The following is a 23013-nucleotide window of genomic DNA, read 5'->3' on the forward strand; positions in this document are numbered from 1 at the left end:
AACAGGCTCGGCCCTTCAAGTGGACCAAAACCGCAGACCAGATCATCGACCGCATCTGCCGCTACTGCGACCGCATCTCCGGACCGGGACACTAGTAGGACTGCGGCGGGTTCGGGGGGTACGTCGGGTACTGCGGCTGCGGCGCGTACGTCGGTTCCGGCGCGTACGTCGGTTCCGGCGCGTACGTCGGCTGCGGTGCCGGTCCGCGTCCCAGTGCCGACCGCAGCGTCACCCCCCACCGCCGTTTCAGGCGCCGTATCTCCCACACCGACAGGGCCGTCACCGAGAGCGGGCCGCCGAGGAGGAAGGTGTAGAGGACCAGGGGCGGGGCGGCCACCTCGGGGTCGTCGAGCATGCCGAGGGCGAAGAGGGACCAGACCAGGAGCGGGGAGAGCAGCGGCGGCAGCAGCTCGTGGACGTCGCCCACGCGGAAGCTGGAGTTGACGCCGTAGACGATGAGCAGCAGCGTCAGCGGCACCGCGAGGAAGAGGGCGACGAGGCAGGCCAGGCCGCCGATCAGGAACAGCAGCATCACCAGCAGGCCGACGAGGATGCCGTGGTACCCGATGTCGGCGGTGGAGACGATGTCCCCCTTCAGGCACGCGACCAGGAACCAGCACGCCCCGAAGCCCCCGAGGATCGCGCCGACGGTCATCAGCGGGCCGGCCAGGCGGCGCGCGTACACACCGGTGAGCGGGGAGCGGGCCCCGCAGATGAACACCGTCACGGCGAGGAACGCGGTCGTGAACATGATCGCGCAGGCGAAGAGCAGGTCCTCCAGCTTGCCCATGACGAACTGCTCACGGCCCTCGGTGATCGGGTAGGCCATCACCAGCCACACCGTCGCCACCAGCCCGACGACGGTACGGGCCCACTGCAGCCCGCTGACGACAGGGTCCTCGATGCGGTCGGGCCGGGACGACGCGGCCAGGCGCGTGGCGACGGCGTGCGGGTTGGGTATGGAGCGGAAGGGCGCGGACAGGGTCCGGCCGGTGCTGTTCACGCGTGTGTCTCCCCCGAGTACGTGACGGTGGTTCACGTGTTCGCACGTGCCACGGCGGGACACCTTATCCGATCTTCACCTCTCGGGTGATCATGCGTCCGTCAGTCCGGCAGGGGCCCCGCCGCCCCCGACCGGAAGGCCCGCCGGTATCCCTGCGGGCTCGTGCCCACCACTTTGCGGAAGCGTTCCCGGAACGCCGTCGGCGAGCCGAAACCCGTCTGGACGGCGATCCGTTCCACGGGGTGCGCCGTCGTCTCCAGCAAGTGCTGCGCCCGCCGCACCCGCGCCCGGTGCAGCCACCGCAGCGGCGTCGTCCCGGTCTGTTCGCGGAAGCGGCGGTTGAGGGTACGGCTGCTCATGCCGGCCCGCTCGGCGATCCGGTCCAGGGTCAGGTCCCGTCCGCAGTTGTCCTCCAGCCAGGACAGCAGCGGTTCCAGGGTGGCTCCGGCGGGCGCGGGCGGCAGCTCGTGGACGATGAACTGGGCCTGGCCGCCCTCCCGTTCCAGCGGCATGACCGACATCCGCGCCGTGTGCGCGGCGACGGCCGAGCCGTGGTCCTTGCGGATCATGTGCAGGCACATGTCCATCGCCGCGGCGGCGCCGGCCGAGGTGAGGAGCCGGCCGTTGTCGACGTACAGGACGTTCGGGTCGACGGTGACCTCCGGATACCGTGCCGCCAGGTCCTGCGCGGCGATCCAGTGCGTCGTCGCGCGCAGGCCGTCCAGGAGGCCCGTCGCGGCGAGCAGGAACGCGCCGACGCAGATCGAGGCGATGCGCGTGCCGCGCGCCGCCGCGTCGCACAGCGCCTCGGCGACGCCCGGCGGCAGCACCTCCGGCGGGTCCACGACGCCCGGCAGCACGATCGTGTCCGCCTCCGCGAGGGCGTCCAGACCGTACGGCGCGCGCACGGTGAACGCGCCCGCCCGCACCTCCCCGCCGGGGTCCGGCGAGCAGACCCGCACCCGGTAGGCCTCGCGGCCGTCGGGCAGCCTCGCCCAGCCGAAGGTGTCGATCGGGACGGACAGGTCGAACGGGATGACGCCGTCCAGCGCCAGTACGGCCACGGTGTGCATGGCGAGAGCGTAGGCACGCGGCGGCCGACCGCCCACCGCGGCCTGCCCGTGCGGCCCCGGAGGCACGGGGTGCGGCCCCGGCAGGCCCCGGCCGGTGTGCCTGGCGAGAATCCGTCGGCTCCTGGCAGTCCCGCCACTTCTCCGAGATCCGCGCGCCGCCTAGCGTCGGCCCGTGACCAAGTTCCTCCTCGCCGTCCACGTCCTCGCCGCGATCGTCGCCGTCGGTCCCGTCACCGTCGCCGCCAGCATGTTCCCGCCCGCCGCCCGCCGGTTCCTCGCCGCGCCCGAGGACGAACGGGCGGGCGCGACCGTACGACTGCTGCACCGCATCTGCCAGGTGTACGCGGCCGTCGGCGTCGCCGTCCCCGTCCTCGGGTTCGCCACGGCGGGCGCGATGGGCGTGACGGGCGACGCCTGGCTGATCGCGTCGACCGTGCTGACCGCGCTGGCCGCGGGCGTGCTGCTGGTCCTGGTCCTGCCCCGGCAGGAGGTCCTGGCCGAGGGGCAGGGGACCCGGGAGACCACCGTCCGGCTCGCCATGTTCACCGGGATCTTCAACCTGCTGTGGGCGACGGTGACGGTGCTGATGATCGTGCGGCCGGGGTCCACCACGGGCGCGTGACGTTCCCCGGGCCGGGCGGGGTGCCCGCCGTTTTCGTTATCCGCGCGGACGCCGCCCGTCTCCCTGGGCATGCACCTGACTCGACCTCGACAGATCAGCCGCCGCAGCATGCTGAAGGCCGCGGGTGTGGCAGCCGGAGCCACCGCCGTCGGTGTGGCCGCCGCCCCGTCGGCGTCCGCCGCCGGCTACGCGCACCCCGGTCTGCTGCACACCCGCGCCGACCTGGACCGCATGGCCGCCAAGGTGAAGGCGGGGGCCGCGCCCCACACCGCCGGATACGCCAAGCTGACCGCCAACCGGCACGCGCAGAGCGGCTGGACGCCGAACCCGCAGACGACGGTGGTCAGAGGAGGGACCGGCCAGAACTACGCGATCCTCTACAACGACATCCACGCCGCCTACCAGAACGGCCTGCGCTACCACGTCGGCGGCGACAGCTCGCACGCCGACACCGCCGTCGCGATCCTCAACGCCTGGTCGGCGAAGCTCACCTCGCTCGCGGGCAGCGCCGACCGCTTCCTGGCCGCCGGGCTGTACGGCTACCAGGCCGCCAACGCCGCCGAACTCGTCCGCGACCGGCCCGACTTCGAGCTGGAACGCTTCCAGAAGATGCTGACGGCGGTCTTCGCCCCGCTCAGCGAGAGCTTCCTCACCGACCACAACAACGCCGTCGTCACCAACTACTGGCCCAACTGGGACCTCACCGCCCTGGCCTGCGTCCTCGCCACCGGCGTCTTCTGCGACGACAGCGCACGGGTGGGGCGGGCCGTGGAGTACTTCAAGAAGGGCGCCGGGCTCGGCTCGGTCAGGAACGCCATCCCCGTCGTACGGGAGGACGGCCTCGCCGAGTGGCTGGAGGCCGGCCGCGACCAGGGGCACGCGCTGCTCGGGGTCGGGCTGATGGGCACGGTCTGCGAGATGGCCTGGAACCAGGGCATCGACCTGTACGGCTACGACGACAGCCGCTTCCTCAAGGGCGCCCAGTACGTGGCCAAGTGGAGCATGGGCGGCGAGGTCGGGTACACCGCCAACACCCGCGCGAAGGGTGCGATCGGCGGGTGGTCGGGGACGGAGACCGCGTCCGGCGCGGCCGGTGTCGATCCGACGATGACCCGGCCCATCTGGGCGATGATCGCCAACCACTACACCAGGCGGCGGGGGCTCTCCGCGCCCTACCTCACGCGGATCGCCGCGAAGGCGGCGCCCGAGGGCGGGGGCGGGGACTACGGGCCCAACAGCGGGGGGTACGACCAACTCGGGTTCGGGACGCTGGCGTTCACGCGGGACAGGGCGACGACGTCTCCCTCCGGGGGTTCCGCCGCTCCTTCCGCGGCACCGTCGGTTTCGGCGGCCGCGGCGGCCTCGGGCGAGAGCGGTGATCTTGCGGCCACCGGGTCCGGCGATGTCGTCGCCTGGACCGCGGCCACCGGTATCACCGCTCTCGCGGGGGGTCTGCTGTTGCTGCGCCGCCGGGGCCGGGCCGGGGGGACGGCCGAGTAGGCACCGCCCGCCGGTGCGGGCCGGGGGGGTGGGTGAGCCGCTGCCCGCTGAAAGGTGCCTCCCCCACTCTCGGCTTCGCTCGAGCGGGGGGACCCCCATCGCCCACCCGTGCCGCCCCAGCGGCACGACTGCCCGCAGCTCCGGCAGAGCACAGCCCCGGCAGAGCTCAGCTCCGGCTTAGCGCAGCCCCAGCAGAGCGGGGCGCCGGTGTAGCGCAGCGCCGGCACAGCTCAGTTCCGGCGTAGCCGCCGAACGGCTAGGCCGGCTTCGCCGGGGAGGCCGGGCCGGTCGTCGGCGCCGGCTTCGCCCTGCTCTTCGCCGCGCCCTTCGCCTTCGTCGCCGCCGCTGTCAGGGGGCGGGCGATGTCCTCCAGCGAGCGGCGTTCGGCCTTGACCGCCAGGAAGACGGCGACCAGGCCCGCCGCGCACATCAGGGCCGCGCCGATGCAGAAGGCGAGGACCGTGTCGGCGACCCTGCCGGTCTCGGTGAGGTCGGCGAACAGCAGGGGGCCGCTGATGCCGCCTGCGGCGGTGCCGAGGGCGTAGAAGAAGGCGATGGACATGGCGCGGGTCTCCATCGGGAAGACCTCGGAGACCGTGAGGTACGCGCTGGAGGCGCCGGCCGAGGCGAAGAACAGGACCGCGCACCAGCAGGCCGTCATCGTGGTCGCGGTGAGCGAGCCCTGGTCGAACAGCCAGGCCGTGCCGAAGAGCAGGAGCCCCGAGAGCAGATACGTCGAGGAGATCATCACCCTGCGGCCGACCGTGTCGAACAGCTTGCCCAGCAGCAGCGGGCCGCAGAAGTTGCCGATCGCGATCACGGCGAAGTAGTAGCCGGTGTCGCCGCTCGGGACGTCGAAGAACTTGGTCAGGATGGCGCCGAAGCCGAAGGTGATCGCGTTGTAGAGGAACGCCTGGCCGATGAAGAGGGAGAAGCCGAGGATCGCGCGCCGGCGGTAGTCGGAGAACACCGTGCGGGCGATCTCCAGGAAGGTCACGCTGCGCCGCTGGTGGATCGTGAGCTCACCCTCGGGGCGGGCGAGCGGGACGTCCCGCTCGGCCCGCACCTGCCGCTCGATGGACGTCACGATCTCCTCCGCCTCCCGGTCCCGGCCGTGGATCAGCAGCCACCGTGGGCTCTCCGGCACGTGCCGCCGTACGAGGAGGATCACCAGGGCGAGGACGGCGCCGAGCGCGAAGGTCAGCCGCCAGCCCACGTCCGCCGCGAAGATCGCCGTGTTCAGCGCGACGATCGACAGCAGCGAGCCCGCGACCGCGCCCAGCCAGAAGCTGCCGTTGATGAGCAGGTCGACCCGCCCCCGGTACCGCGCCGGGATCAGCTCGTCGATCGCGGAGTTGATCGCCGCGTACTCGCCGCCGATACCGAAGCCGGTGAGGAAGCGGAAGAGCAGGAACCACCAGGTGTCGAAGGAGACCGCGGTCAGGGCGGTGGCCCCCAGATACACCGCGAGGGTGATCATGAAGAGTTTTTTACGCCCCCAGCGGTCGGTCAGACGGCCCCAGAACAGGGCTCCGAGGCAGGCGCCCGCGACGTACAGGGCGGCCGCGATGCCGGTGACCTGGCCGGAGGTGATCGGCAGGCCGCTGCCGGGCTCGGACAGCCGCCCGGCGATGTTCCCGACGACCGTGACCTCCAGGCCGTCGAGGATCCACACGGTGCCCAGACCGATGACGATCGTCCAGTGCCAGCGCGACCAGGGCAACCGGTCGAGGCGTGCGGGAATGTCGGTGGTGATCGTGCGACCGGTCTCGGCCTGCGCGGTGGTCATGGGCTCCCTCCCCATCGAGGCGAACTCATCGAGCGGACCCGTCGAGCGAACTCGTCGACGCGGACTCATCGAGCGGACCTCGATCGGGTGCCCGGGCCGGACCGCCTTACGCCCCCAGGGCCCGCGCCACCGTGTAGATCAGCAGGCCCGCCAGCGAGCCCACCACCGTGCCGTTGATCCGGATGAACTGCAGGTCACGGCCGATGTTGGCCTCGATCTTGCGGGTCGTGTGCTCGGCGTCCCAGCTCGCCACGGTGTCGGTGATCAGGGAGGTGATCTCCTTCCGGTAGGTCGTCACGACGTGCACCGCCGCGCCCTCGACCCAGCGGTCGACCTTCTCCTGCACCTTGGGCTCGGTCGCCATCCGGCGGCCCAGCGAGAGCAGCGAGGCGCGCACCCGCAGCCGCAGCTCACTGCGCTCGTCCTCCGCCGCCGCCACGATCATGGAGCGCACGGCGGTCCAGGCGGAGGCGATCAGGTCCTGGACCTCGCCCCGGCCCAGCACCTCGCCCTTGAGCCGTTCCACCCGCGCCCGGGTGTCCGTGTCGGACTGCAGGTCGGAGGCGAAGTCGGTGAGGAAACGGTCCAGCGCGGCCCGCGCCGGGTGGGACGGCATGTCCCGCATCTCCGCGCAGAACCGCAGCAGTTCCTTGTAGACCCGCTCGCCGACCTTCCTGTCGACGAAACGGGGCGTCCAGCCGGGCGCGCCGCCCTGCACCGCGTCCATCACGGAGTCCGCGTGCAGCACCAGCCAGTCGTGCGCCCGGGACACCACCAGGTCCACGGCCCGCCGGTGCCCGCCGTCCGCGACGACCTTCTCCAGCATCTTGCCGATGCCGGGCGCGACCTCCTGGGCGTCGGCCCGCCGGGTGATCGCCTCCCCGACCACCGCCTGCACGTCCGAGTCGCGCAGCACCGTCAGGGCGCCCCTGAGCGCCGTCGCCAGCTCCGCCGTCACCCGGTCGGCGTGATCCGGTTCGGCCAGCCATGCACCCAGTCGGGTGCCGATGCCGACGGAGCGCAGCCGCTGCCGGACGACGTCCTCGGAGAGGAAGTTCTCGCCGACGAACTCGCCGAGCGAGACGCCGAGCTGGTCCTTCTTGTTCGGGATGATCGCCGTGTGCGGGATGGGCAGGCCCAGCGGATGCCGGAACAGGGCCGTGACCGCGAACCAGTCGGCGAGCGCGCCCACCATGCCCGCCTCCGCGGCCGCCGCCACATACCCCGCCCAGGGACCGGCGCCGTGGTGGGACGCCAGCTCGGCCAGCACGTACACCACGGCGACGAACAGCAGCAGCCCGGCCGCGGTCAGCTTCATCCGCCGCACCCCGCGTTGCTTCTCCTCGTCGGCGGCGCTGAACACGGTCATCGCGCGATACGACGCGCGTGCCGGGTCGGTCATGATCGGTCCCGCTTCCGTACGATCCATCAACTCCACCCGTTCCCGATCCCAGGCGTCCCGCACGCCAACATTGTCCCTGCTCGACCGACTCCTGGAACGGAACAAGAGTTCCCGGCGTCTGACGGGTGGGGGAGCTCAACGGTGAGAACTCCTGCGCATGACTTCCGGAGCCTCACCCGGCTCCCTCACCGAGGAGAACCAGACCCGCATGACCAAGCAATACGGTTATGCCCTGCTGTGCGCGCTCGTCGCGCTTGTCGTGGCCCTGTCCGGTGCGCTGTACGTCGGAGTCGCCGCCGACCACGGCTCCGGCCACCGCACGAACAGCGCGCTGGCCGCACCGGCCGCACCCGGCAATTCCGCCGCCCCGGTCTCGGCCGGCGTCTGGGCCGGCACCTGGGCCGCCGCCCCGGTCGGCGGCGAGCCGGGCACCGAGACCACCGGCATGGCGGGCCGCACGGTCCGCAACGTCGTGCACACCAGCGTCGGCGGTACGAGTGCCCGTGTCACGCTGTCCAATCTCTACGGCACCCGCCCGCTGACCGTCACCCACGCCACCCTCGCCGTCGCCGCCGTCGACGACGGCCCGGCGGCGGCCGGCGGCACCCTGCGCCGGCTCACCTTCGGCGGTGCCACCACGGTCACCGTCCCGCCCGGCGGCCAGACCGTCAGCGACGCGGTCCAGGTCGTCGTCCCGCACGACTGCGACATCCTCGTCAGCACCTACTCCCCCACCTCCTCCGGCCCGGTCACCTATCACCCGCACGGCCGGCAGACCAGCTATGTCGCCGACGGCGAGCACACGGAGGACGAGACGGGCACGGCGTACACCGGCACCACCGAGTACTGGCGCTACCTGACGGCGCTCGACGTGCTCAGCGACGAGGCCGACGGGACCGTCGTCGCGTTCGGCGACTCCATCACCGACGGGATCACCTCGACGCTGGGCGCCGATCGGCGCTGGCCGGACGTCCTCGCCGACCGCCTGCGCACCGCCGTACGGTCCGGCGCCGACGCGCCCCGCTACGGCGTGGTCAACGAGGGCATCAGCGGCAACCAGGTCCTCGCCGACGACCCCCGCCGCGGCGCGAGCGGCCTCCACCGCTTCGAACGGGACGTCCTCGGCCGTACGAACGTCAAGGTCGTCGTCATCGACCTGGGCGTCAACGACATCCTGCGCAACCCTCGGCTGGCCGACCCCGAGGCGGTCGTGGCCGGGCTGCGCACCCTCGTGGAGCGGGCCCACGCCCACGGCGTCAAGGTCATCGGCAGCACCCTGACGCCGTTCCACGGCCACCGCGGCTACACCGACGCCCGCGAGGGCGTACGGCAGCGGATCAACGAGGCGATCCGCGCGGGCGGGGTGTACGACGCGGTGGTCGACTTCGACAAGGCGCTGAGGGACCCGTACGACCCCCGCAGCCTGCGCCCCGACCACGACTCCGGCGACCACCTCCACCCGAGCGACCGGGGCTACCGGGAGATGGCGGAGACGCTGGACCTGGAGGAACTCAAGGGCACGGTCGCGTCGGCCTAGCGGTACCCACCCCGGCGGCCCCGGTACGGGCTCAGTGCCCCAGGTGACGGCCCCCGTCCCGACGCCCCTCGCGCAGCTCCGCCCGTGCGGCCCTCCGCTCCAGCTTCGCCTGGCGCCGGGCCGCCCGCGTCTCCTTGCGCTCCACACCGACCCCGCCCCAGAAGGCGAACCCGGTCACCACCACCCGAGGCGCCCCCGGGCCCGCCGGCACCCCCGTCTCCCGCTGGTCGAAACCCCCCATGATCCCGATCCCCCGGACGACGACCTCCACCCCCGGCGGCACCACGATCTGCACCCCGCCCATGATCGCCACGCAGTTGATCTCGACCTCCCCGGCGGCGAAGTCCGCCTCCCGCAGATCGATCTCCCCACCGCCCCAGAAGGCGACGCAGTGCAACCGCCGGGGCACCGTCCAGCGCCCCTTGCGCTGGAAGCCGGACATCACGGCCACGGCCCAGGCCGAGGAGTCCTCGCCACCCACGATCCGCCCGGCCCAACTCCCCTCCGCGGCGGGCTCCTTGCGCAGCGACACGACGGGCGGCGGGGGCGTGACCCCGGCGACCGGCAGGTCCCGGGTGACCGGCGCCAGCTCCCCGTACGTCCGCGCGCTGTACGTCTGCTCCAGCCGCTCCTCGAACTCGTCGAGGTCGAGACGGCCCTCGGCCAGGGCGTCCCGCAGGACCTCGGCGACCCGCTCCCGATCGGCGTCGGAGGCACGGAGGTCCGGGACTGCGTCGTCGGTCATGTCAGCAGCCTACGAGCTCTGCGCGCCGGGCACTACGGTCTGCCGTTCCGGCGGGGGCTCGGGGGCGTCCCCCGTCGGGTACAGCATCCGGGCGATCACGGCCTCGATGTCGGGCTCGCGGACCGACAGGTCCATCAGGGGATACTCCGCCGCGATCCGGGCGACCAGCGGAGCCGCCGATTCCGACGCCGGGAACGCCAGCCACTGCCGCGGCCCCTCCACCTTCACCACCTGCGCGCCGACGACCTCGATCGGCGGCAGTTCCCGCTCCAGGTCCACCACCAGGGTCCGCTCGCTCTCGCCCGCCCCGTGCAGCCCGGCGAGCGCGCCGTCGTAGACCAGGCGCCCGTGGTCGATCACCATCACCCGGGAGCAGAGCTGCTCGATGTCCTGGAGGTCATGGGTGGTGAGCAGGACCGTCGTGCCGCGCTCGGCGTTCAGCTCGCGCAGGAACTCCCGCACCCGCGCCTTGGAGACGACGTCCAGGCCGATCGTCGGCTCGTCGAGGTAGAGCACCTCGGGATCGTGCAGCAGGGCCGCCGCGATGTCGCCGCGCATCCGCTGCCCCAGCGAGAGCTGCCGCACGGGGACGTCCAGCAGGGCCGAGAGTTCGAGCAGTTCGACCAGCCGGTCGAGGTTCTGGCGGTAACGGCCGTCCGGGATGCGGTACATGCGGTGCATCAGCCGGTAGGAGTCGATCAGCGGAAGGTCCCACCACAGGGTCGTACGCTGCCCGAACACCACCCCTATGCGGTGCGCCAGACGGGTCCGCTCCCGCGACGGGTCGATGCCCGCGACCCGCAGCCGGCCGCCGCTCGGCACCAGGATGCCGGTCAGCATCTTGATCGTCGTCGACTTCCCGGCGCCGTTCGGCCCGATGTAGCCGACCATCTCGCCGCGCGACACGGTGAAGGAGATCGAGTCCACCGCCCGCACCTGCCGCACCTCCCGCTTCAGGAAGCCGGTCTTCCTGCGCACGTCGAAGACCTTCTCGACGCGGTCCACCTCGATGAACGCACTCTCTTCCACGGCTAACTCCCCGTACTCCGATACGACCTGAGCCCCGCCCGCCACGCCAGCCCCGCCAGGACCCAGCACGCCACCGCCACCAGCGGCGGGGCGAACGCCGCCCACCCGGGCAGCCCCACGGGATACGGCCGGCCCAGCACATGGGCGGCGGGCACCCAGTTGACGAAGGCCAGCGGGAACATGAACGTCACCCCGCGCACCAGCTCCTTGCCGAACACCGTCGGCGGGTACTGCAACAGCGTCTGACCGCCGTACGTGAACGCGCTCTGCACCTCGGAGGCGTCCTGCGCCACGAACTGGAAGGCCGCGCCCGCCACGAACACCGCGGAGAAGATCACCCCGCCGCAGACCACCATCACCGGCACCAGCAGCACCTTCAGCGGCGTCCAGCCGACGTCCAGCGCGGCCAGCGCGTAGCCCAGCACCACGAGCCCCTGGGTGATGCGGCCCAGCCGGCGCAGCGCGAACCGGTCCGCGGCGACCTGCGCCAGCACCGGCGCCGGCCGCACCAGCAGCGTGTCCAGCGTGCCGTCACGCACCCGCGTGCCCAGCCGGCCCGCCGAACCGATCACCAGGTCCGCGAGCCCGAACGACGTCGCCGACAGCCCGTACAGGAGGGCGATCTCGGGCAGCGTGTAGCCGCCGAGCGTGTCCACCCGGGAGAACATCAGCAAGATCGCGACAAAGTCCAGCCCGGTCACCAGCGCCCCGCCGAACGCCGTCATCACGAACGACACCCGGTAGGCCAGCGTGGAACGGATCCACATCCCGGCGATCAGCCGGTAGGCCCGCAGCCCCTCCGTGACCCGGTGGTACCCGGTGAGCCGGAACTCCTCCGCCGGCCGGATGCCGTCACCCACCCTGCACCACCACCCGCCGGGTCGCCGCCGACTGCACCAGCCGCCCGGCCGCCAGCAGTGCCAGCGCCCACACCGCCTGGAAGGCGAAGACGGGCAGCGCGTCCGCCTCCCCCATCAGCAGATCCGCGGGCATCTGCAACTGCGCCGCCCACGGCAGCGCCCGTACGACCTCGCCGAGCCCGCCCGGGAAGGCGTTCAGCGGAAGTGTCATCCCCGAGCAGAAGATGCCGGTGACCATCAGCACCTGCAACGCTCCCTGGCTGTCCATCAGCCAGAACCCGCTCAGCGCCACCAGGAAGCGGATCCCGAAACTGACGAGCATCGCGAGCAGCAGCGCCACCGCGAACGCCAGCCACGTCACCGGATCGCGCGGAAGCGCCGACGGGAAGAACAACGCCCCGAACACGAAAGGGACCACCCCGCGCCCCAGGAGCTGGAACAGCGCCCGCCCCAGGTCGTTCGCCAGCCACCACGCCTGCAGGTCGGCCGGCCGGTACAGGTCGATCGCGATCTCACCCGTACGGACGCGTTCCATGAGATCGATCTCGAAGCCGCCGCCCTGGATCGCCAGCGTCGCGTACAAGGCCTGCCCCAGCCACACGAAGGTGACCGCCTGTGCCTGGTCATAGCCCCCGAGGTGCGGCCGCTCGTCCCACAACGCCAGGTATGTGTAGACGAGGATCAGGCCGAAAACGGTGTTGGTGAACACCCCCGCGGCAGTCGCCGCCCGATAGGTCGCGTACCTTCTGAAACCCCCCGCTGCGACGGCCGCGTACAACCGCGCCGAACCCACGGCAACCTTCCTCCTCGCCCGCTCGTCCACCTCTACGACACCGAAGCGCAGGAGCCTAGTCCGCAGGCACAGTGACGTGCTACGCGTTTTCCGGCACAACGCGTGCCGATTGCCGGGAACGGAACGCTTGGTGCGAGAGTCTTCAAGAGGGGGCGCAGAAGGCGTAACGAGGCGTACGACACGTACGACGCGAAACAGGAGTCCGAGCAGCACATGAGTGACGAGCCGCAGCCGCAGCAGCCGACCGAGGGCTGGGCACCGAGCGAACCTCCGGGGGACGCCGAGAAGCCCAAGCGCCCCAAGCGCACCGGCTGGCGGCGCCTGATCCCCACCTGGCGCATGGTGCTCGGCACCTTCGTCCTCGGTGTGCTCCTCCTCGCCGGCCTGTTCTACCTCGGCTACTCCACGGTCAAGATCCCGCCGGCCAACGCCCTCGCCACCAAGCAGTCCAACGTCTACCTGTACGCGGACGGCACCGAGATCGCCCGGGACGGCACCGTCAACCGGGAGAACGTCGACCTCTCGCAGATCTCCAAGGACGCCCAGCACGCCATACTCGCCGCCGAGGACCGCGACTTCTACACCGAGTCCGCCATCGACCCCAAGGCCATGCTCCGGGCCGGCTGGAACACCGCCACCGGCAAGGGCAAGCAGTCCGGCTCCACCATCACCCAGCAGTACGTCAAGAACTACTACCTCGCGCAGGAACAGACCGTCACCCGCAAGGTGAAGGAGTTCTTCATCGCGATCAAGCTGGACCGCGAGAAGTCCAAGAACGACATCCTCGAGGGCTACCTCAACACCAGCTACTTCGGCCGCAACGCCTACGGCATCCAGGCCGCCGCCAAGGCCTACTACGACATCGACGCCGCCGAACTCACCCCCGCCCAGGGCGCCTACCTCGCCGCGCTGGTCAACGCGCCCAGCGAGTACGACGTGATCGCGCATCCCGAGAACAGGAAGGCCGCCGAGGCCCGCTGGAACTACGTCCTGGACGGCATGGTCACCAAGGGCTGGCTCACCGAGTCCAGGCGCCAGGGCATGAAGTTCCCCACCCCCAAGGAGACCTCCGGCGCCGACACCGGCATGTCCGGACAGCGCGGCTACCTCGTCACCGCGATAAAGGACTACCTGAAGGACAACAAGATCGTCACCTCCGAGGACCTGGAGGCCGGCGGCTACCGCATCACCACCACCCTGCAGAAGAAGAAGCAGGACGCCTTCGTCGACGCCGTCGACGACCAGCTGATGGACAAGCTCGACAAGAAGAACCGCAAGGTCGACACCTACGTCCGCGCGGGCGGCGCCGCCGTCGACCCCAAGACCGGCAAGGTCCTCGCCCTGTACGGCGGCATCGACTACATCAAGCAGTACACCAACAACGCCACCCGCCAGGACTTCCAGGTCGGCTCCACCTTCAAGCCCTTCGTCTTCACCTCGGCCGTCGAGAACGACTCCACCACCCAGGACGGCCGCACGATCAACCCGAACACCGTCTACGACGGCACCAACAGGCGCCCCGTCCAGGGCTGGAGCGGCGGCACCTACGCCCCCGAGAACGAGGACTACGTCAACTACGGCAACATCACCGTGCGCGAGGCCACCGACAAGTCCGTGAACTCCGTGTACGCGCAGATGGCCGTCGACGTCGGCCCCGCCAAGGTCAAGCAGACCGCGATCGACCTGGGCCTGCCCACCGACACCCCCGACCTGCAGCCCTACCCCTCCATCGCCCTGGGCACCGCCACCGCCAGCGTCCTCGACATGGCCGAGGCCTACGCCACGCTCGCCAACCACGGCAAGCACGGCACGTACACGATCATCGACAAGGTCACCAAGGACGGCCGGAGCGTCGCCCTGCCCAAGCGGAAGACCACCCAGGCCGTCAGCCGCGAGGCCGCCGACACCACCACCTCCGTCCTGCGCAGCGTCGTCCAGAACGGCACCGCCACCGCCGCCCTCGCCGCCGGCCGCCCCGCCGCCGGCAAGACCGGCACCGCGGAGGAGGACCAGGCCGCCTGGTTCGCCGGCTACACGCCCGACCTCGCCACCGTCGTCGCCGTCATGGGCCAGGACCCCGAGACCGCCGCCCACAAGTCCCTCAAGGGCGCCATGGGCCTGGCCCGCATCAACGGCGGCGGCGCGCCCACCCAGATCTGGGCCCAGTTCACCAAGGAGGCCCTGAAGAGCACCCCGGCCCACGACTTCGACCTCGACGTCCAGGCCGGCTCCGCGGAGACCGCCCTCCCCTCCGCCCCCTCCTCCCCGGACGCCACGACCGGCGGCCAGGACACCACCACCGGCGGGCAGGACGACGGGCAGACGCAGGGCCAGACCCAGGGGCAGACCACCGGAGGCTCGACGGACGGCGGCTCGACGACCTCCGGCACGGACACCTCCGGCGGTACGACCGACGGCGGCACCTCCACGGGCACCACCGACGGCGGTACGACGGACGGCGGCACCTCCACGGGCACCACCGACGGCGGCACCTCCACGGGCACGACCGACGGCGGCACCTCGGCCGGCACCACCGACGGCGGCACCCCTGGAGGCTCGGCGGGCACGACGACGGGCACGGGCACCCAGCTCACCACCCGGCGGCAGACCGGCTAGCCAACCGGGCGAAACCGACGGCGGGAGGGGCCGGTGACCATGGTCACCGGCCCCTCCCGCCGTCGGTCTGCAGGCCGACGGTCGATCTACAGGTACAGGCCCGTCGTGTCCTCCGAGCCCTCGAACCGGTCCGCGGCCACCGCGTGCAGGTCGCGCTCACGCATCAGCACATAGGCCACGCCCCGCACCTCCACCTCGGCCCGGTCCTCCGGGTCGTACAGGACCCGGTCACCCGGCTCCACGGTCCGTACGTTCTGTCCCACCGCGACGACCACCGCCCACGCCAGGCGACGGCCCACGGCCGCCGTCGCGGGAATCAGGATCCCGCCACCGGAACGCCGCTCGCCCTCGCTCGTGTCCTGCCGCACGAGGACACGGTCGTGGAGCATCCGGATGGGAAGCTTGTCGTGCTGGGGACCGCTGTGGTCGCTTCTGTTACCGCTCACGCCTCGAACCTACCTGCCTTCGCCGTACGGGAACGCCGCCGGGTGGGCCGTCACGACTTCCGGCGCCGGGTGCTCAGGGCGAGCAGCCCGACCACGCCGACCACGACGAGCGCGACCGGCACGACCCGCTCCAGCCGGGCCGCCCCGTCCTCGTCGACGAACTGCGCCCTGACATCCGTCACGACCCGGTTGACCTGCACGTAGGCCTTCCCGAGGGTGTGATCGACGTTGGCGACGACCTTGGCCTTGGCGTCTCCGACGATGGTCTTGGGGTGCACCCGCACCCCGATCTCGTCCAGCGTCTCGGCCAGCACTGCGCGGCGGGCCCTGATGTCCGCCTCGATCTGCGCCGGGGTTCTGGTGTCCGACGTGTCCGCCACGGTAAGGCCTCCGAAATCACCGATGCCTGTTGCTGATACCTGATGGTGATACCTGCTGCTGATGCTTGTTCTGCACAGTCTGTCAGTTCCTGTCGTCGCCGCACTGTCAGGACCCCCGGTTACGCTGGACCGATGAGCGAGCGACTCCAGCCCGGCGACGTGGCCCCCGCCTTCACCCTCCCCGACGCCGACGGCAACGAGGTGTCCCTGTCGGACCACAAGGGCCGCAAGGTCATCGTGTACTTCTACCCGGCGGCCCTCACCCCGGGCTGCACCAAGCAGGCCTGCGACTTCACCGACAACCTCGACCTCCTGGCCGGCGCCGGCTACGACGTCATCGGCATCTCCCCGGACACCCCCGAGAAGCTCGGCAAGTTCCGCGAGAAGGAGTCCCTGAGGGTCACCCTCCTGGCCGACCCGGACAAGACCGTCCTCGACACGTACGGCGCCTTCGGCGAGAAGAAGAACTACGGCAAGACGTACATGGGCGTCATCCGCTCCACGATCGTGGTCGACGAGGAGGGCAAGGTCGAACACGCCCTCTACAACGTCCGGGCGACCGGCCACGTCGCCAAGATCATCAAGGACCTGGGCATCTGACCGGACTGCCCGGCGAGTAGCATGGCCGGGCAGCAGCAGGCGGCCGTGGTGGAACTGGCAGTCACGCTGGGTTTAGGTCCCAGTGGGGTAACTCCCGTGAGGGTTCGAGTCCCTCCGGCCGCACCTTCCTTCCTGCGCTTATCCGAGCAGTTCCCGTACGACGGGGACCAGTTGGCGGAACGCCTTTCCTCGGTGGCTGATCGCGTTCTTCTCCTGCGCGGTCAGTTCGGCGCAGGTGCGGGTCTCGCCGTCGGGCTGGAGGATGGGGTCGTAGCCGAAGCCGTTCGTGCCGGTCGGGGAGTGGCGCAGGATGCCCGGCAGGCGGCCCTCGACCACTCGTTCCGTGCCGTCGGGGAGGGCCAGGGCCGCCGCGCAGGCGAAGTGTGCGCCCCGGTGCTCGTCCTCGATGTCGGAGAGCTGGGCCAGCAGCAGGTCCAGGTTGGCCCTGTCGTCGCCGTGCTTGCCGGACCAGCGAGCGGAGAAGATGCCGGGGGCGCCGTTGAGGACGTCCACGCAGAGGCCGGAGTCGTCGGCCACGGCCGGCAGGCCGGTGGCCCGGGCGAGGGCGTGGGCCTTGAGGAGCGCGTTCTCGGCGAACGTCACGCCGGTTTCCCTGGTGTCGGGGATGTCGGGGTACGCGTCCGCGCCGACGAGGTCGTGGGTGAGGCCTGCGTCGGCGAGGATCGCCCGGAGTTCGGTGATCTTTCCGGCGTTGCGGGTGGCGAGGATCAGGCGGGTCATGCCCCCCAGTATCCCGACTCGCCTCGCCCGTCCGTCACGGTGTGCAGACCTTGGTCAGTTCTCCCGCGGCGTCGGTGACGGGGCTGAGGTCGGGCGTGGTGTCGCCCTTGTCCACGGCCGTGCGGACGTTGGCGACCGCCGTGCTCAGGTCGTCGACGGCCTTGTTGACGTCGGCGTTGTCGGTCTTGTCGCCGATCTTGTCGAGGTTGTTCTCGATGGAGGTGAGGGACTCCTGCAGCTGGGTCGGGTCGTTCGCGGCGCTCTCCACGGCCTGCTGGAGGTCGGTGACGCTGTCGGCGATGGCGTCGGCGGTCTGCACGCAGTCCAGGGCCTTGTTGACGGCGTCGCAGCCGGTGACGGTGAAGCCCAGGGTGAGCGCGACGGCCGCGGCGCTCGCGGCGATGGTCGTACGGCGGCCTCGGCCCCGGTGTCGGCGGCTCGCGGACATGGCCATTGCTGTGTTCCTCCCCGTTGGTGGTACTGCCGAAGACGCCGGGGGGCGCTGCCGGGTTGCGTCCGGTCAGCACCCCGCTTGGCACGCCCTTTACTTTGCGAGGACGGTATCAAGTGCCCTGCGCTGCAGCGCCGCCAGCTCCGTGCATCCGGAAACGGCCAGGTCGAGCAGGGAGTTGAGTTCCTCGCGGGCGAAGGGCTCGGCTTCGGCGGTGCCCTGGACCTCGACGAAGCGGCCGTCGCCGGTGCAGACGACGTTCATGTCGGTGTCCGCCCGGACGTCTTCCTCGTAGCAGAGGTCCAGGAGGGGGACGCCGCCGACGATGCCGACGGACACGGCCGAGACGGTGCCGGTGAGCGGCCGGCGGCCGGCCTTGATCAGCTTCTTGCCCTGGGCCCAGGTGACGGCGTCGGCGAGTGCGACGTAGGCGCCGGTGATGGCGGCGGTGCGGGTGCCGCCGTCGGCCTGGAGGACGTCGCAGTCGAGGACGACGGTGTTCTCGCCGAGTGCCTTGTAGTCGATGACCGCGCGCAGGGAGCGGCCGATGAGGCGGGAGATCTCGTGGGTGCGGCCGCCGATCTTGCCGCGGACGGACTCGCGGTCGCCGCGGGTGTTGGTGGCGCGGGGGAGCATGGAGTACTCGGCGGTGACCCAGCCCTCGCCGCTGCCCTTGCGCCAGCGCGGGACGCCCTCGGTGACGGAGGCGGTGCAGAGGACCCTGGTGTCGCCGAAGGAGACGAGGACGGAGCCTTCTGCGTGCTTGCTCCAGCCGCGTTCGATGGTGACGGGGCGGAGCTGGTCGGGGGTGCGGCCGTCGATGCGTGACATGGCGCCGAGCCTAGCCGTACCGGAGGCAGGGGCTCCTCCCCGGTGGGAAGGAGCCCCTGTGCGGTGGGCCGGCGGCTCACATGAGGTCTTCGATCTCCGCGGCGATGGGGTCGGCGTCGGTGCCGATGACGACCTGGATGGCGGTGCCCATCTTGACGACGCCGTGGGCGCCGGCGGCCTTGAGGGCGGCTTCGTCGACCAGCGAGGGGTCGGAGACCTCGGTGCGCAGGCGGGTGATGCAGCCCTCGATCTCCTCGATGTTGTCGATGCCGCCGAGTCCGGCGACGATCTTCTCTGCCTTGCTGGCCATGTCGGTCTCCTCACGCACGGTTGGCCCAACTTCGCGAGCGATTGTGTCGTGCGTACCGAAAGATGACGTCACAGCAACCCAATCGTCGGTAACTGGTCTACACCACAGGACAGGTGGTCGCCAACCCATGAGCTCCGGCAGTGAGGTGAGTCCCGCCCGGGCACGGCGGCAGCGCGCGTTCCAGGGGCTGCAGAAGATGGGGCGCAGTCTGCAGCTGCCGATCGCGGTGCTGCCGGCGGCGGGCATCCTCAACCGGCTGGGGCAGCCTGATGTGTTCGGGGACGAGGGGCTGGGGTGGGACGACGTCTCGAAGGTGATGGCGGGCGCGGGCGGGGCGCTGCTCAACGGCGAGCTGGGGCTGCCGCTGCTGTTCTGCGTGGGCGTGGCCATCGGGATGGCGAAGAAGGCGGACGGGTCGACGGCGCTGGCGGCGGTGGCGGGGTTCCTCGTCTACTACAACGTGCTGCGCCAGTTCCCGGAGGACTGCCCCTCGGGGTCGGCGGCGGTCCCGAACATCGGCTGTCAGGCGACGGTGGACCAGACGGTGGTGGCGTTCACCTATCAGAACCCGGGGGTGTTCGGCGGGATCGTGATGGGGCTGCTGTCGGCGTTCTTCTGGCAGCGGTATCACCGGACGAAGCTGGTGGACTGGCTGGGCTTCTTCAACGGGCGGCGGCTGGTGCCGATCATCATGGCGTTCGTGGCGATCGCGTTCGCCGCGCTGTGCCTGTGGGTGTGGCCGCCGATCGGTGACGGTCTGGAGAGCTTCAGCGACTGGCTGGACGGACTGGACGCGTGGGGTGCGGGCATCTTCGGGGTGGCGAACCGGGCGTTGCTGGTGATCGGTCTGCACCAGTTCCTGAACGTGCCCATCTGGTTCCAGTTCGGCAGTTACACCAAGCCGGACGGGACGGTGGTGCACGGTGACATCAACATGTTCCTGGCGGGCGATCCGGACGCCGGCCAGTTCACCTCGGGCTTCTTCCCGATCATGATGTTCGCGCTCCCGGCGGCCGCGCTGGCGATCACGCACTGCGCGCGGCCGAGCCGCCGCAAGGAGGTCGGCGGGCTGATGCTGTCGGTCGCGCTGACGTCGTTCGTCACGGGGATCACGGAGCCGATCGAGTACTCGTTCCTGTTCGTGGCGCCGCTCCTGTACATGGTGCACGCCCTGCTGACGGGTGTGTCGATGGCGGTGACGTGGGGGCTGGGGGTGCACGACGGCTTCAGTTTCTCCGCCGGGCTGATCGACTACGTCATCAACTGGAACCTGGCGACGAAGCCGTGGGCGATCGTCCCGATCGGTCTGTGCTTCGCGGCGGTCTACTACGTCGTCTTCCGTTTCGCGATCACGCGCTTCGACCTGAAGACGCCTGGCCGGGAGGCCGAGGAGGAGCGGGAGGACGTCACGAAGGCATAGCCCAAAGTAGCGGTGCGAACACAGGAACTGCGGGTTCCTTATGCCGCCTTCATCGTGCTACAACATGGTCTACACCACTGAGTGGTGTAGACCACCACCCGATGGAGGAAGTCTATGAGCACCGCCACCGCGCCTACGGCGGCCCCCGCGAAGAAGTGGGGATCAGGTCTGTTCCAGGGTCTGCAGAAGGTGGGCCGCAGCCTGCAGCTTCCCATCGCCGTACTGCCGGCGGCGGGCATCCTGCTGCGCCTCGGTCAGCCCGACGTGTTCGGCAAGGACGGTCTCGGCTGGGGCAAGGTCGCGGACGTGTTCGCGACCGCCGGCGACGCCGTCTTCGCCAACCTGCCGCTGCTGTTCTGCGTCGGTATCGCCATCGGCTTCGCCAAGAAGGCCGACGGCTCGACCGCGCTCGCCGCGCTCGTGGGCTTCCTGGTCTACAAGAACGTACTGACCGCGTTCCCGATCACCGATGCGAAGATCACCAAGGGGGCGGACGTCGCCGCCACCTACAACGACCCCAAGGTCCTCGGCGGCATCGTGATGGGCCTGATAGCCGCCGTCACCTGGCAGCGCTTCCACCGCACCAAGCTCCCCGACTGGCTGGGCTTCTTCAACGGCCGCCGTCTGGTGCCGATCCTGATGGCCTTCATCGGCACCGCCGTCGGCGTCTTCTTCGGCCTGGTGTGGGAGCCCATCGGTGAGGTGATCACCAACTTCGGCGAGTGGATGACCGGCCTCGGCGCCGTGGGCGCGGGCATCTTCGGCGCCATCAACCGCGCGCTGCTCCCCGTCGGCATGCACCAGTTCGTCAACACGGTGGCCTGGCAGGAGATCGGCTCCTTCAAGGACGCCTCCGGCGCCGTCTGGCACGGCGACCTGCCGCGCTTCTTCCACGGTGACCCGACCGCCGGACAGTTCATGACCGGCTTCTTCCCGATCATGATGTTCGCCCTCCCGGCCGCCGCCCTCGCCATCACGCACTGCGCCCGCCCCGAGCGCCGCAAGGCCGTCGGCGGCATGATGGTCTCGCTGGCGCTCACCTCCTTCGTCACCGGCATCACCGAGCCGATCGAGTTCGCGTTCATGTTCATCGCGCCGGTGCTGTACGTGATCCACGCGCTGCTGACCGCCCTCTCCATGGCCGTCACCTGGTCCCTGGGCGTCCACCACGGCTTCAGCTTCTCGGCGGGCGCGATCGACTACTTCCTCAACTGGAACCTCGCCACCAAGCCCTGGATGATCATCCCGATCGGCCTGGTCTTCGCGGCGATCTACTACGTCGTCTTCCGCTTCGCCATCATCAGGTTCAACATCGCCACCCCGGGCCGCGAGCCCGAGGAGGAGGTCGAGGACCTCACCAAGGCGTAGGCGCCCGTCCGCACACGAAGGCCCCCGGAGCCCTGAACCGCTCCGGGGGCCTCGTGCATGGCCGGTGCTAGATCTCGTACGACACCCTCGGCACAGCCAGTTCCACCGGGCCGTCGTAGACCGCGCGCGCGTCGGCGAGGTTGACCTGGGGGTCGGTCCACGGCGGGATGTGGGTCAGCACGAGCTTCCTCGCACCCGCCCTGGTCGCCGTCTCTCCCGCCTCGCGCCCGTTGAGGTGCAGGTCGGGGATGTCCTCCTTGCCGTGCGTGAAGGCGGCCTCGCACAGGAAGAGGTCGGTGTCGCGGGCGAGTTCGTCCAGCGCCGGGCTGAGTCCGGTGTCACCGGAGTAGGTCAGCGACCGGCCGCCGTGCTCGACCCGGATGCCGTACGCCTCGACGGGGTGGGCCACGCGTTCGGTGTGCACGGTGAACGGGCCGATGTCGAAGGTGGACGGCTTGACGGTGTGGAAGTCGAAGACCTCGCTCATCGAGGAGGCGGAGGGGGTGTCGGCGTAGGCCGTGGTCAGGCGGTGTTCGGTGCCTTCGGGGCCGTAGACCGGCAGGGGGTCGCAGCGCCCGCCGTCGTGGCGGTAGTAACGCGCGACGAAATAGGCGCACATGTCGATGCAGTGGTCGGCGTGCAGATGGCTCAGGAAGATCGCGTCGAGGTCGTAGAGACCGCAGTGGCGCTGCAGCTCGCCCAGGGCGCCGTTGCCCATGTCGAGAAGCAGCCTGAAGCCGTCGGCCTCGACGAGGTAGCTCGAGCAGGCCGATTCCGCGGACGGGAACGACCCCGAGCAGCCGACGACGGTGAGCTTCATAAAGCAGAAACCTCCGCTGGCGGGAAATCGAGAGATAGGGGGCGACGGGGGTCGTGCGGTTCGTCGAGCGTAAGGCGCAAAACCCCGGGTCGCTCCTCCACCAGGGGCTGTTGTGGGCGAACTCACCTGAGCTGTCACCGGTTCGGCTGGAACAGCGGCGTGCGAGGTGCAGGAGAGGGCGCGCGTTGACGTGCGCGCGCCGGTAACGTCGTCGTATGGACACGTCCTGGTGGCTGGCGCTCGCGGCGGTGGTACTGCTGGCGCTCGTCGCCACGCTCGTGGACGGCTGGGGGCGGGGGCGGCGTCCGCAGGGACGCAGGACCCGGCCGCCGGGGCGGCCGGCGCGGGGGCCCGGCGCCCGGGGGCGGCCGCAGCCCGCGGAGATCTGGTGGGCGAACGTGCCGTTCGAGGACGGGCCGGCCGCGAAGGACCGGCCCTGTCTGGTCCTCGGGGTGCGCGGCGAACGGGTGACGGTCGCGAAGATCACCAGCAGGTACCGCGACGAGCGGGCCGGTGTGATCCCGCTGCCGCCGGGCGCGGTCGGTGACGCGCGGGGGCGCCCGAGCTTCCTGGAGACGGACGAGCTGCGGCAGGTCCCGGTGAGGGACTTCCGCCGCCGGGTGGGCGTGGTGGACCCGGTGCTGTGGGACCAGGTCCGGCATCTGGCGACCTGAGCC

The 23013-nt window shown here is 70.8% G+C and carries 23 protein-coding genes and 1 tRNA gene; 9 read left to right on the forward strand and 15 right to left on the reverse strand.

Going from position 1 to position 23013, the window contains the following annotated elements; all coding sequences use genetic code 11:
* Positions 1–91: 91 nt before the first annotated feature.
* Both ACFY30_RS35245 and ACFY30_RS35250 read right to left on the reverse strand, forming a co-directional pair.
* Complete coding sequence (locus ACFY30_RS35245) at positions 92–1003, reverse strand: hypothetical protein (RefSeq protein WP_390849214.1); 912 nt, start codon at positions 1001–1003, stop codon at positions 92–94.
* Positions 1004–1104: 101 nt separating this feature from the next.
* Positions 1105–2076, reverse strand: coding sequence for a GlxA family transcriptional regulator (locus tag ACFY30_RS35250; protein WP_390849215.1), 972 nt, complete (start codon positions 2074–2076; stop codon positions 1105–1107).
* Between the two features lie 172 nt (positions 2077–2248).
* Here ACFY30_RS35250 and ACFY30_RS35255 point away from each other — a divergent pair, with 172 nt between their 5' ends.
* Together ACFY30_RS35255 and ACFY30_RS35260 are read left to right on the forward strand one after the other, a co-directional pair.
* The gene (locus ACFY30_RS35255) at positions 2249–2698 is read left to right on the forward strand and encodes a hypothetical protein (RefSeq protein WP_390849216.1); all 450 of its coding nucleotides are present in this window, start codon (positions 2249–2251) and stop codon (positions 2696–2698) included.
* Positions 2699–2767: 69 nt separating this feature from the next.
* Entirely contained in the window at positions 2768–4198 is a 1431-nt protein-coding gene (locus tag ACFY30_RS35260) for an alginate lyase family protein (protein WP_390849217.1), read from the forward strand.
* 256 nt (positions 4199–4454) lie between these two features.
* Here ACFY30_RS35260 and ACFY30_RS35265 read toward each other — a convergent pair whose 3' ends face one another.
* The gene (locus ACFY30_RS35265; RefSeq protein WP_390849218.1) at positions 4455–5987 is read right to left on the reverse strand and encodes an MFS transporter; all 1533 of its coding nucleotides are present in this window, start codon (positions 5985–5987) and stop codon (positions 4455–4457) included.
* Between the two features lie 106 nt (positions 5988–6093).
* Entirely contained in the window at positions 6094–7389 is a 1296-nt protein-coding gene (locus tag ACFY30_RS35270; RefSeq protein WP_390849219.1) for a DUF445 domain-containing protein, read from the reverse strand.
* Positions 7390–7597: 208 nt separating this feature from the next.
* Here ACFY30_RS35270 and ACFY30_RS35275 point away from each other — a divergent pair, with 208 nt between their 5' ends.
* Positions 7598–8926, forward strand: a complete 1329-nt coding sequence (locus ACFY30_RS35275; RefSeq protein WP_390849311.1) for an SGNH/GDSL hydrolase family protein — start codon at positions 7598–7600, stop codon at positions 8924–8926.
* Positions 8927–8957: 31 nt separating this feature from the next.
* Here ACFY30_RS35275 and ACFY30_RS35280 read toward each other — a convergent pair whose 3' ends face one another.
* From ACFY30_RS35280 to ACFY30_RS35295, 4 genes are all read right to left on the reverse strand, one after another.
* Positions 8958–9671 (reverse strand): DUF1707 domain-containing protein, encoded by a 714-nt coding sequence (locus ACFY30_RS35280; RefSeq protein WP_390849220.1) that lies wholly within the window; start codon positions 9669–9671, stop codon positions 8958–8960.
* A 9-nt stretch (positions 9672–9680) separates the two neighbouring features.
* On the reverse strand, positions 9681–10700 hold the full coding sequence (locus tag ACFY30_RS35285; protein ID WP_390849221.1) for an ATP-binding cassette domain-containing protein: 1020 nt from the start codon (positions 10698–10700) through the stop codon (positions 9681–9683).
* Between the two features lie 2 nt (positions 10701–10702).
* The gene (locus ACFY30_RS35290; protein WP_390849312.1) at positions 10703–11467 is read right to left on the reverse strand and encodes an ABC transporter permease; all 765 of its coding nucleotides are present in this window, start codon (positions 11465–11467) and stop codon (positions 10703–10705) included.
* Between the two features lie 85 nt (positions 11468–11552).
* Positions 11553–12353, reverse strand: a complete 801-nt coding sequence (locus tag ACFY30_RS35295) for an ABC transporter permease (protein ID WP_390849222.1) — start codon at positions 12351–12353, stop codon at positions 11553–11555.
* Between the two features lie 213 nt (positions 12354–12566).
* On the opposite strand from ACFY30_RS35295, the gene ACFY30_RS35300 reads away from it, so the two are divergent.
* Entirely contained in the window at positions 12567–14969 is a 2403-nt protein-coding gene (locus ACFY30_RS35300) for a transglycosylase domain-containing protein (RefSeq protein WP_390849223.1), read from the forward strand.
* An 86-nt stretch (positions 14970–15055) separates the two neighbouring features.
* On the opposite strand, the gene ACFY30_RS35305 is transcribed toward ACFY30_RS35300, so the two are convergent.
* Positions 15056–15358: a GroES family chaperonin gene (locus ACFY30_RS35305; RefSeq protein ID WP_390849313.1), complete on the reverse strand. Its 303-nt coding sequence runs from the start codon at positions 15356–15358 to the stop codon at positions 15056–15058.
* Between the two features lie 107 nt (positions 15359–15465).
* On the reverse strand, positions 15466–15795 hold the full coding sequence (locus ACFY30_RS35310; RefSeq protein WP_390849224.1) for a DUF3618 domain-containing protein: 330 nt from the start codon (positions 15793–15795) through the stop codon (positions 15466–15468).
* Positions 15796–15927: 132 nt separating this feature from the next.
* Here ACFY30_RS35310 and bcp point away from each other — a divergent pair, with 132 nt between their 5' ends.
* Together bcp and ACFY30_RS35320 are read left to right on the forward strand one after the other, a co-directional pair.
* Complete coding sequence (bcp, locus tag ACFY30_RS35315) at positions 15928–16395, forward strand: thioredoxin-dependent thiol peroxidase (RefSeq protein WP_390849225.1); 468 nt, start codon at positions 15928–15930, stop codon at positions 16393–16395.
* Between the two features lie 39 nt (positions 16396–16434).
* Positions 16435–16518: transfer RNA gene (locus ACFY30_RS35320), tRNA-Leu, on the forward strand.
* Positions 16519–16533: 15 nt separating this feature from the next.
* Here ACFY30_RS35320 and rdgB read toward each other — a convergent pair.
* The 4 genes from rdgB to ACFY30_RS35340 form a co-directional block, all read right to left on the reverse strand.
* A complete protein-coding gene (rdgB, locus tag ACFY30_RS35325; protein ID WP_390849226.1) occupies positions 16534–17136 on the reverse strand; it encodes an RdgB/HAM1 family non-canonical purine NTP pyrophosphatase in 603 nt (200 codons plus the stop codon).
* 34 nt (positions 17137–17170) lie between these two features.
* Complete coding sequence (locus ACFY30_RS35330; protein WP_390849314.1) at positions 17171–17584, reverse strand: hypothetical protein; 414 nt, start codon at positions 17582–17584, stop codon at positions 17171–17173.
* A gap of 96 nt (positions 17585–17680) precedes the next feature.
* Positions 17681–18418: a ribonuclease PH gene (rph, locus tag ACFY30_RS35335; protein ID WP_390849227.1), complete on the reverse strand. Its 738-nt coding sequence runs from the start codon at positions 18416–18418 to the stop codon at positions 17681–17683.
* 76 nt (positions 18419–18494) lie between these two features.
* Positions 18495–18728, reverse strand: coding sequence for a glucose PTS transporter subunit EIIB (locus ACFY30_RS35340; protein ID WP_147999538.1), 234 nt, complete (start codon positions 18726–18728; stop codon positions 18495–18497).
* A 127-nt stretch (positions 18729–18855) separates the two neighbouring features.
* Between ACFY30_RS35340 and ACFY30_RS35345 the strand changes: the two genes are divergently transcribed.
* A complete protein-coding gene (locus ACFY30_RS35345; protein ID WP_390849228.1) occupies positions 18856–20148 on the forward strand; it encodes a PTS transporter subunit EIIC in 1293 nt (430 codons plus the stop codon).
* A 114-nt stretch (positions 20149–20262) separates the two neighbouring features.
* Positions 20263–21516, forward strand: a complete 1254-nt coding sequence (locus ACFY30_RS35350; RefSeq protein ID WP_390660184.1) for a PTS transporter subunit EIIC — start codon at positions 20263–20265, stop codon at positions 21514–21516.
* 67 nt (positions 21517–21583) lie between these two features.
* Here the strand turns inward: ACFY30_RS35350 and ACFY30_RS35355 are convergent, their stop codons facing one another.
* On the reverse strand, positions 21584–22336 hold the full coding sequence (locus ACFY30_RS35355) for an MBL fold metallo-hydrolase (protein WP_390849229.1): 753 nt from the start codon (positions 22334–22336) through the stop codon (positions 21584–21586).
* Between the two features lie 215 nt (positions 22337–22551).
* Here ACFY30_RS35355 and ACFY30_RS35360 point away from each other — a divergent pair, with 215 nt between their 5' ends.
* Entirely contained in the window at positions 22552–23010 is a 459-nt protein-coding gene (locus ACFY30_RS35360) for a type II toxin-antitoxin system PemK/MazF family toxin (RefSeq protein WP_390849230.1), read from the forward strand.
* Positions 23011–23013: the final 3 nt, after the last annotated feature.

This window comes from Streptomyces sp. NPDC000345 (assembly GCF_042898825.1).
GTDB lineage: Bacteria > Actinomycetota > Actinomycetes > Streptomycetales > Streptomycetaceae > Streptomyces.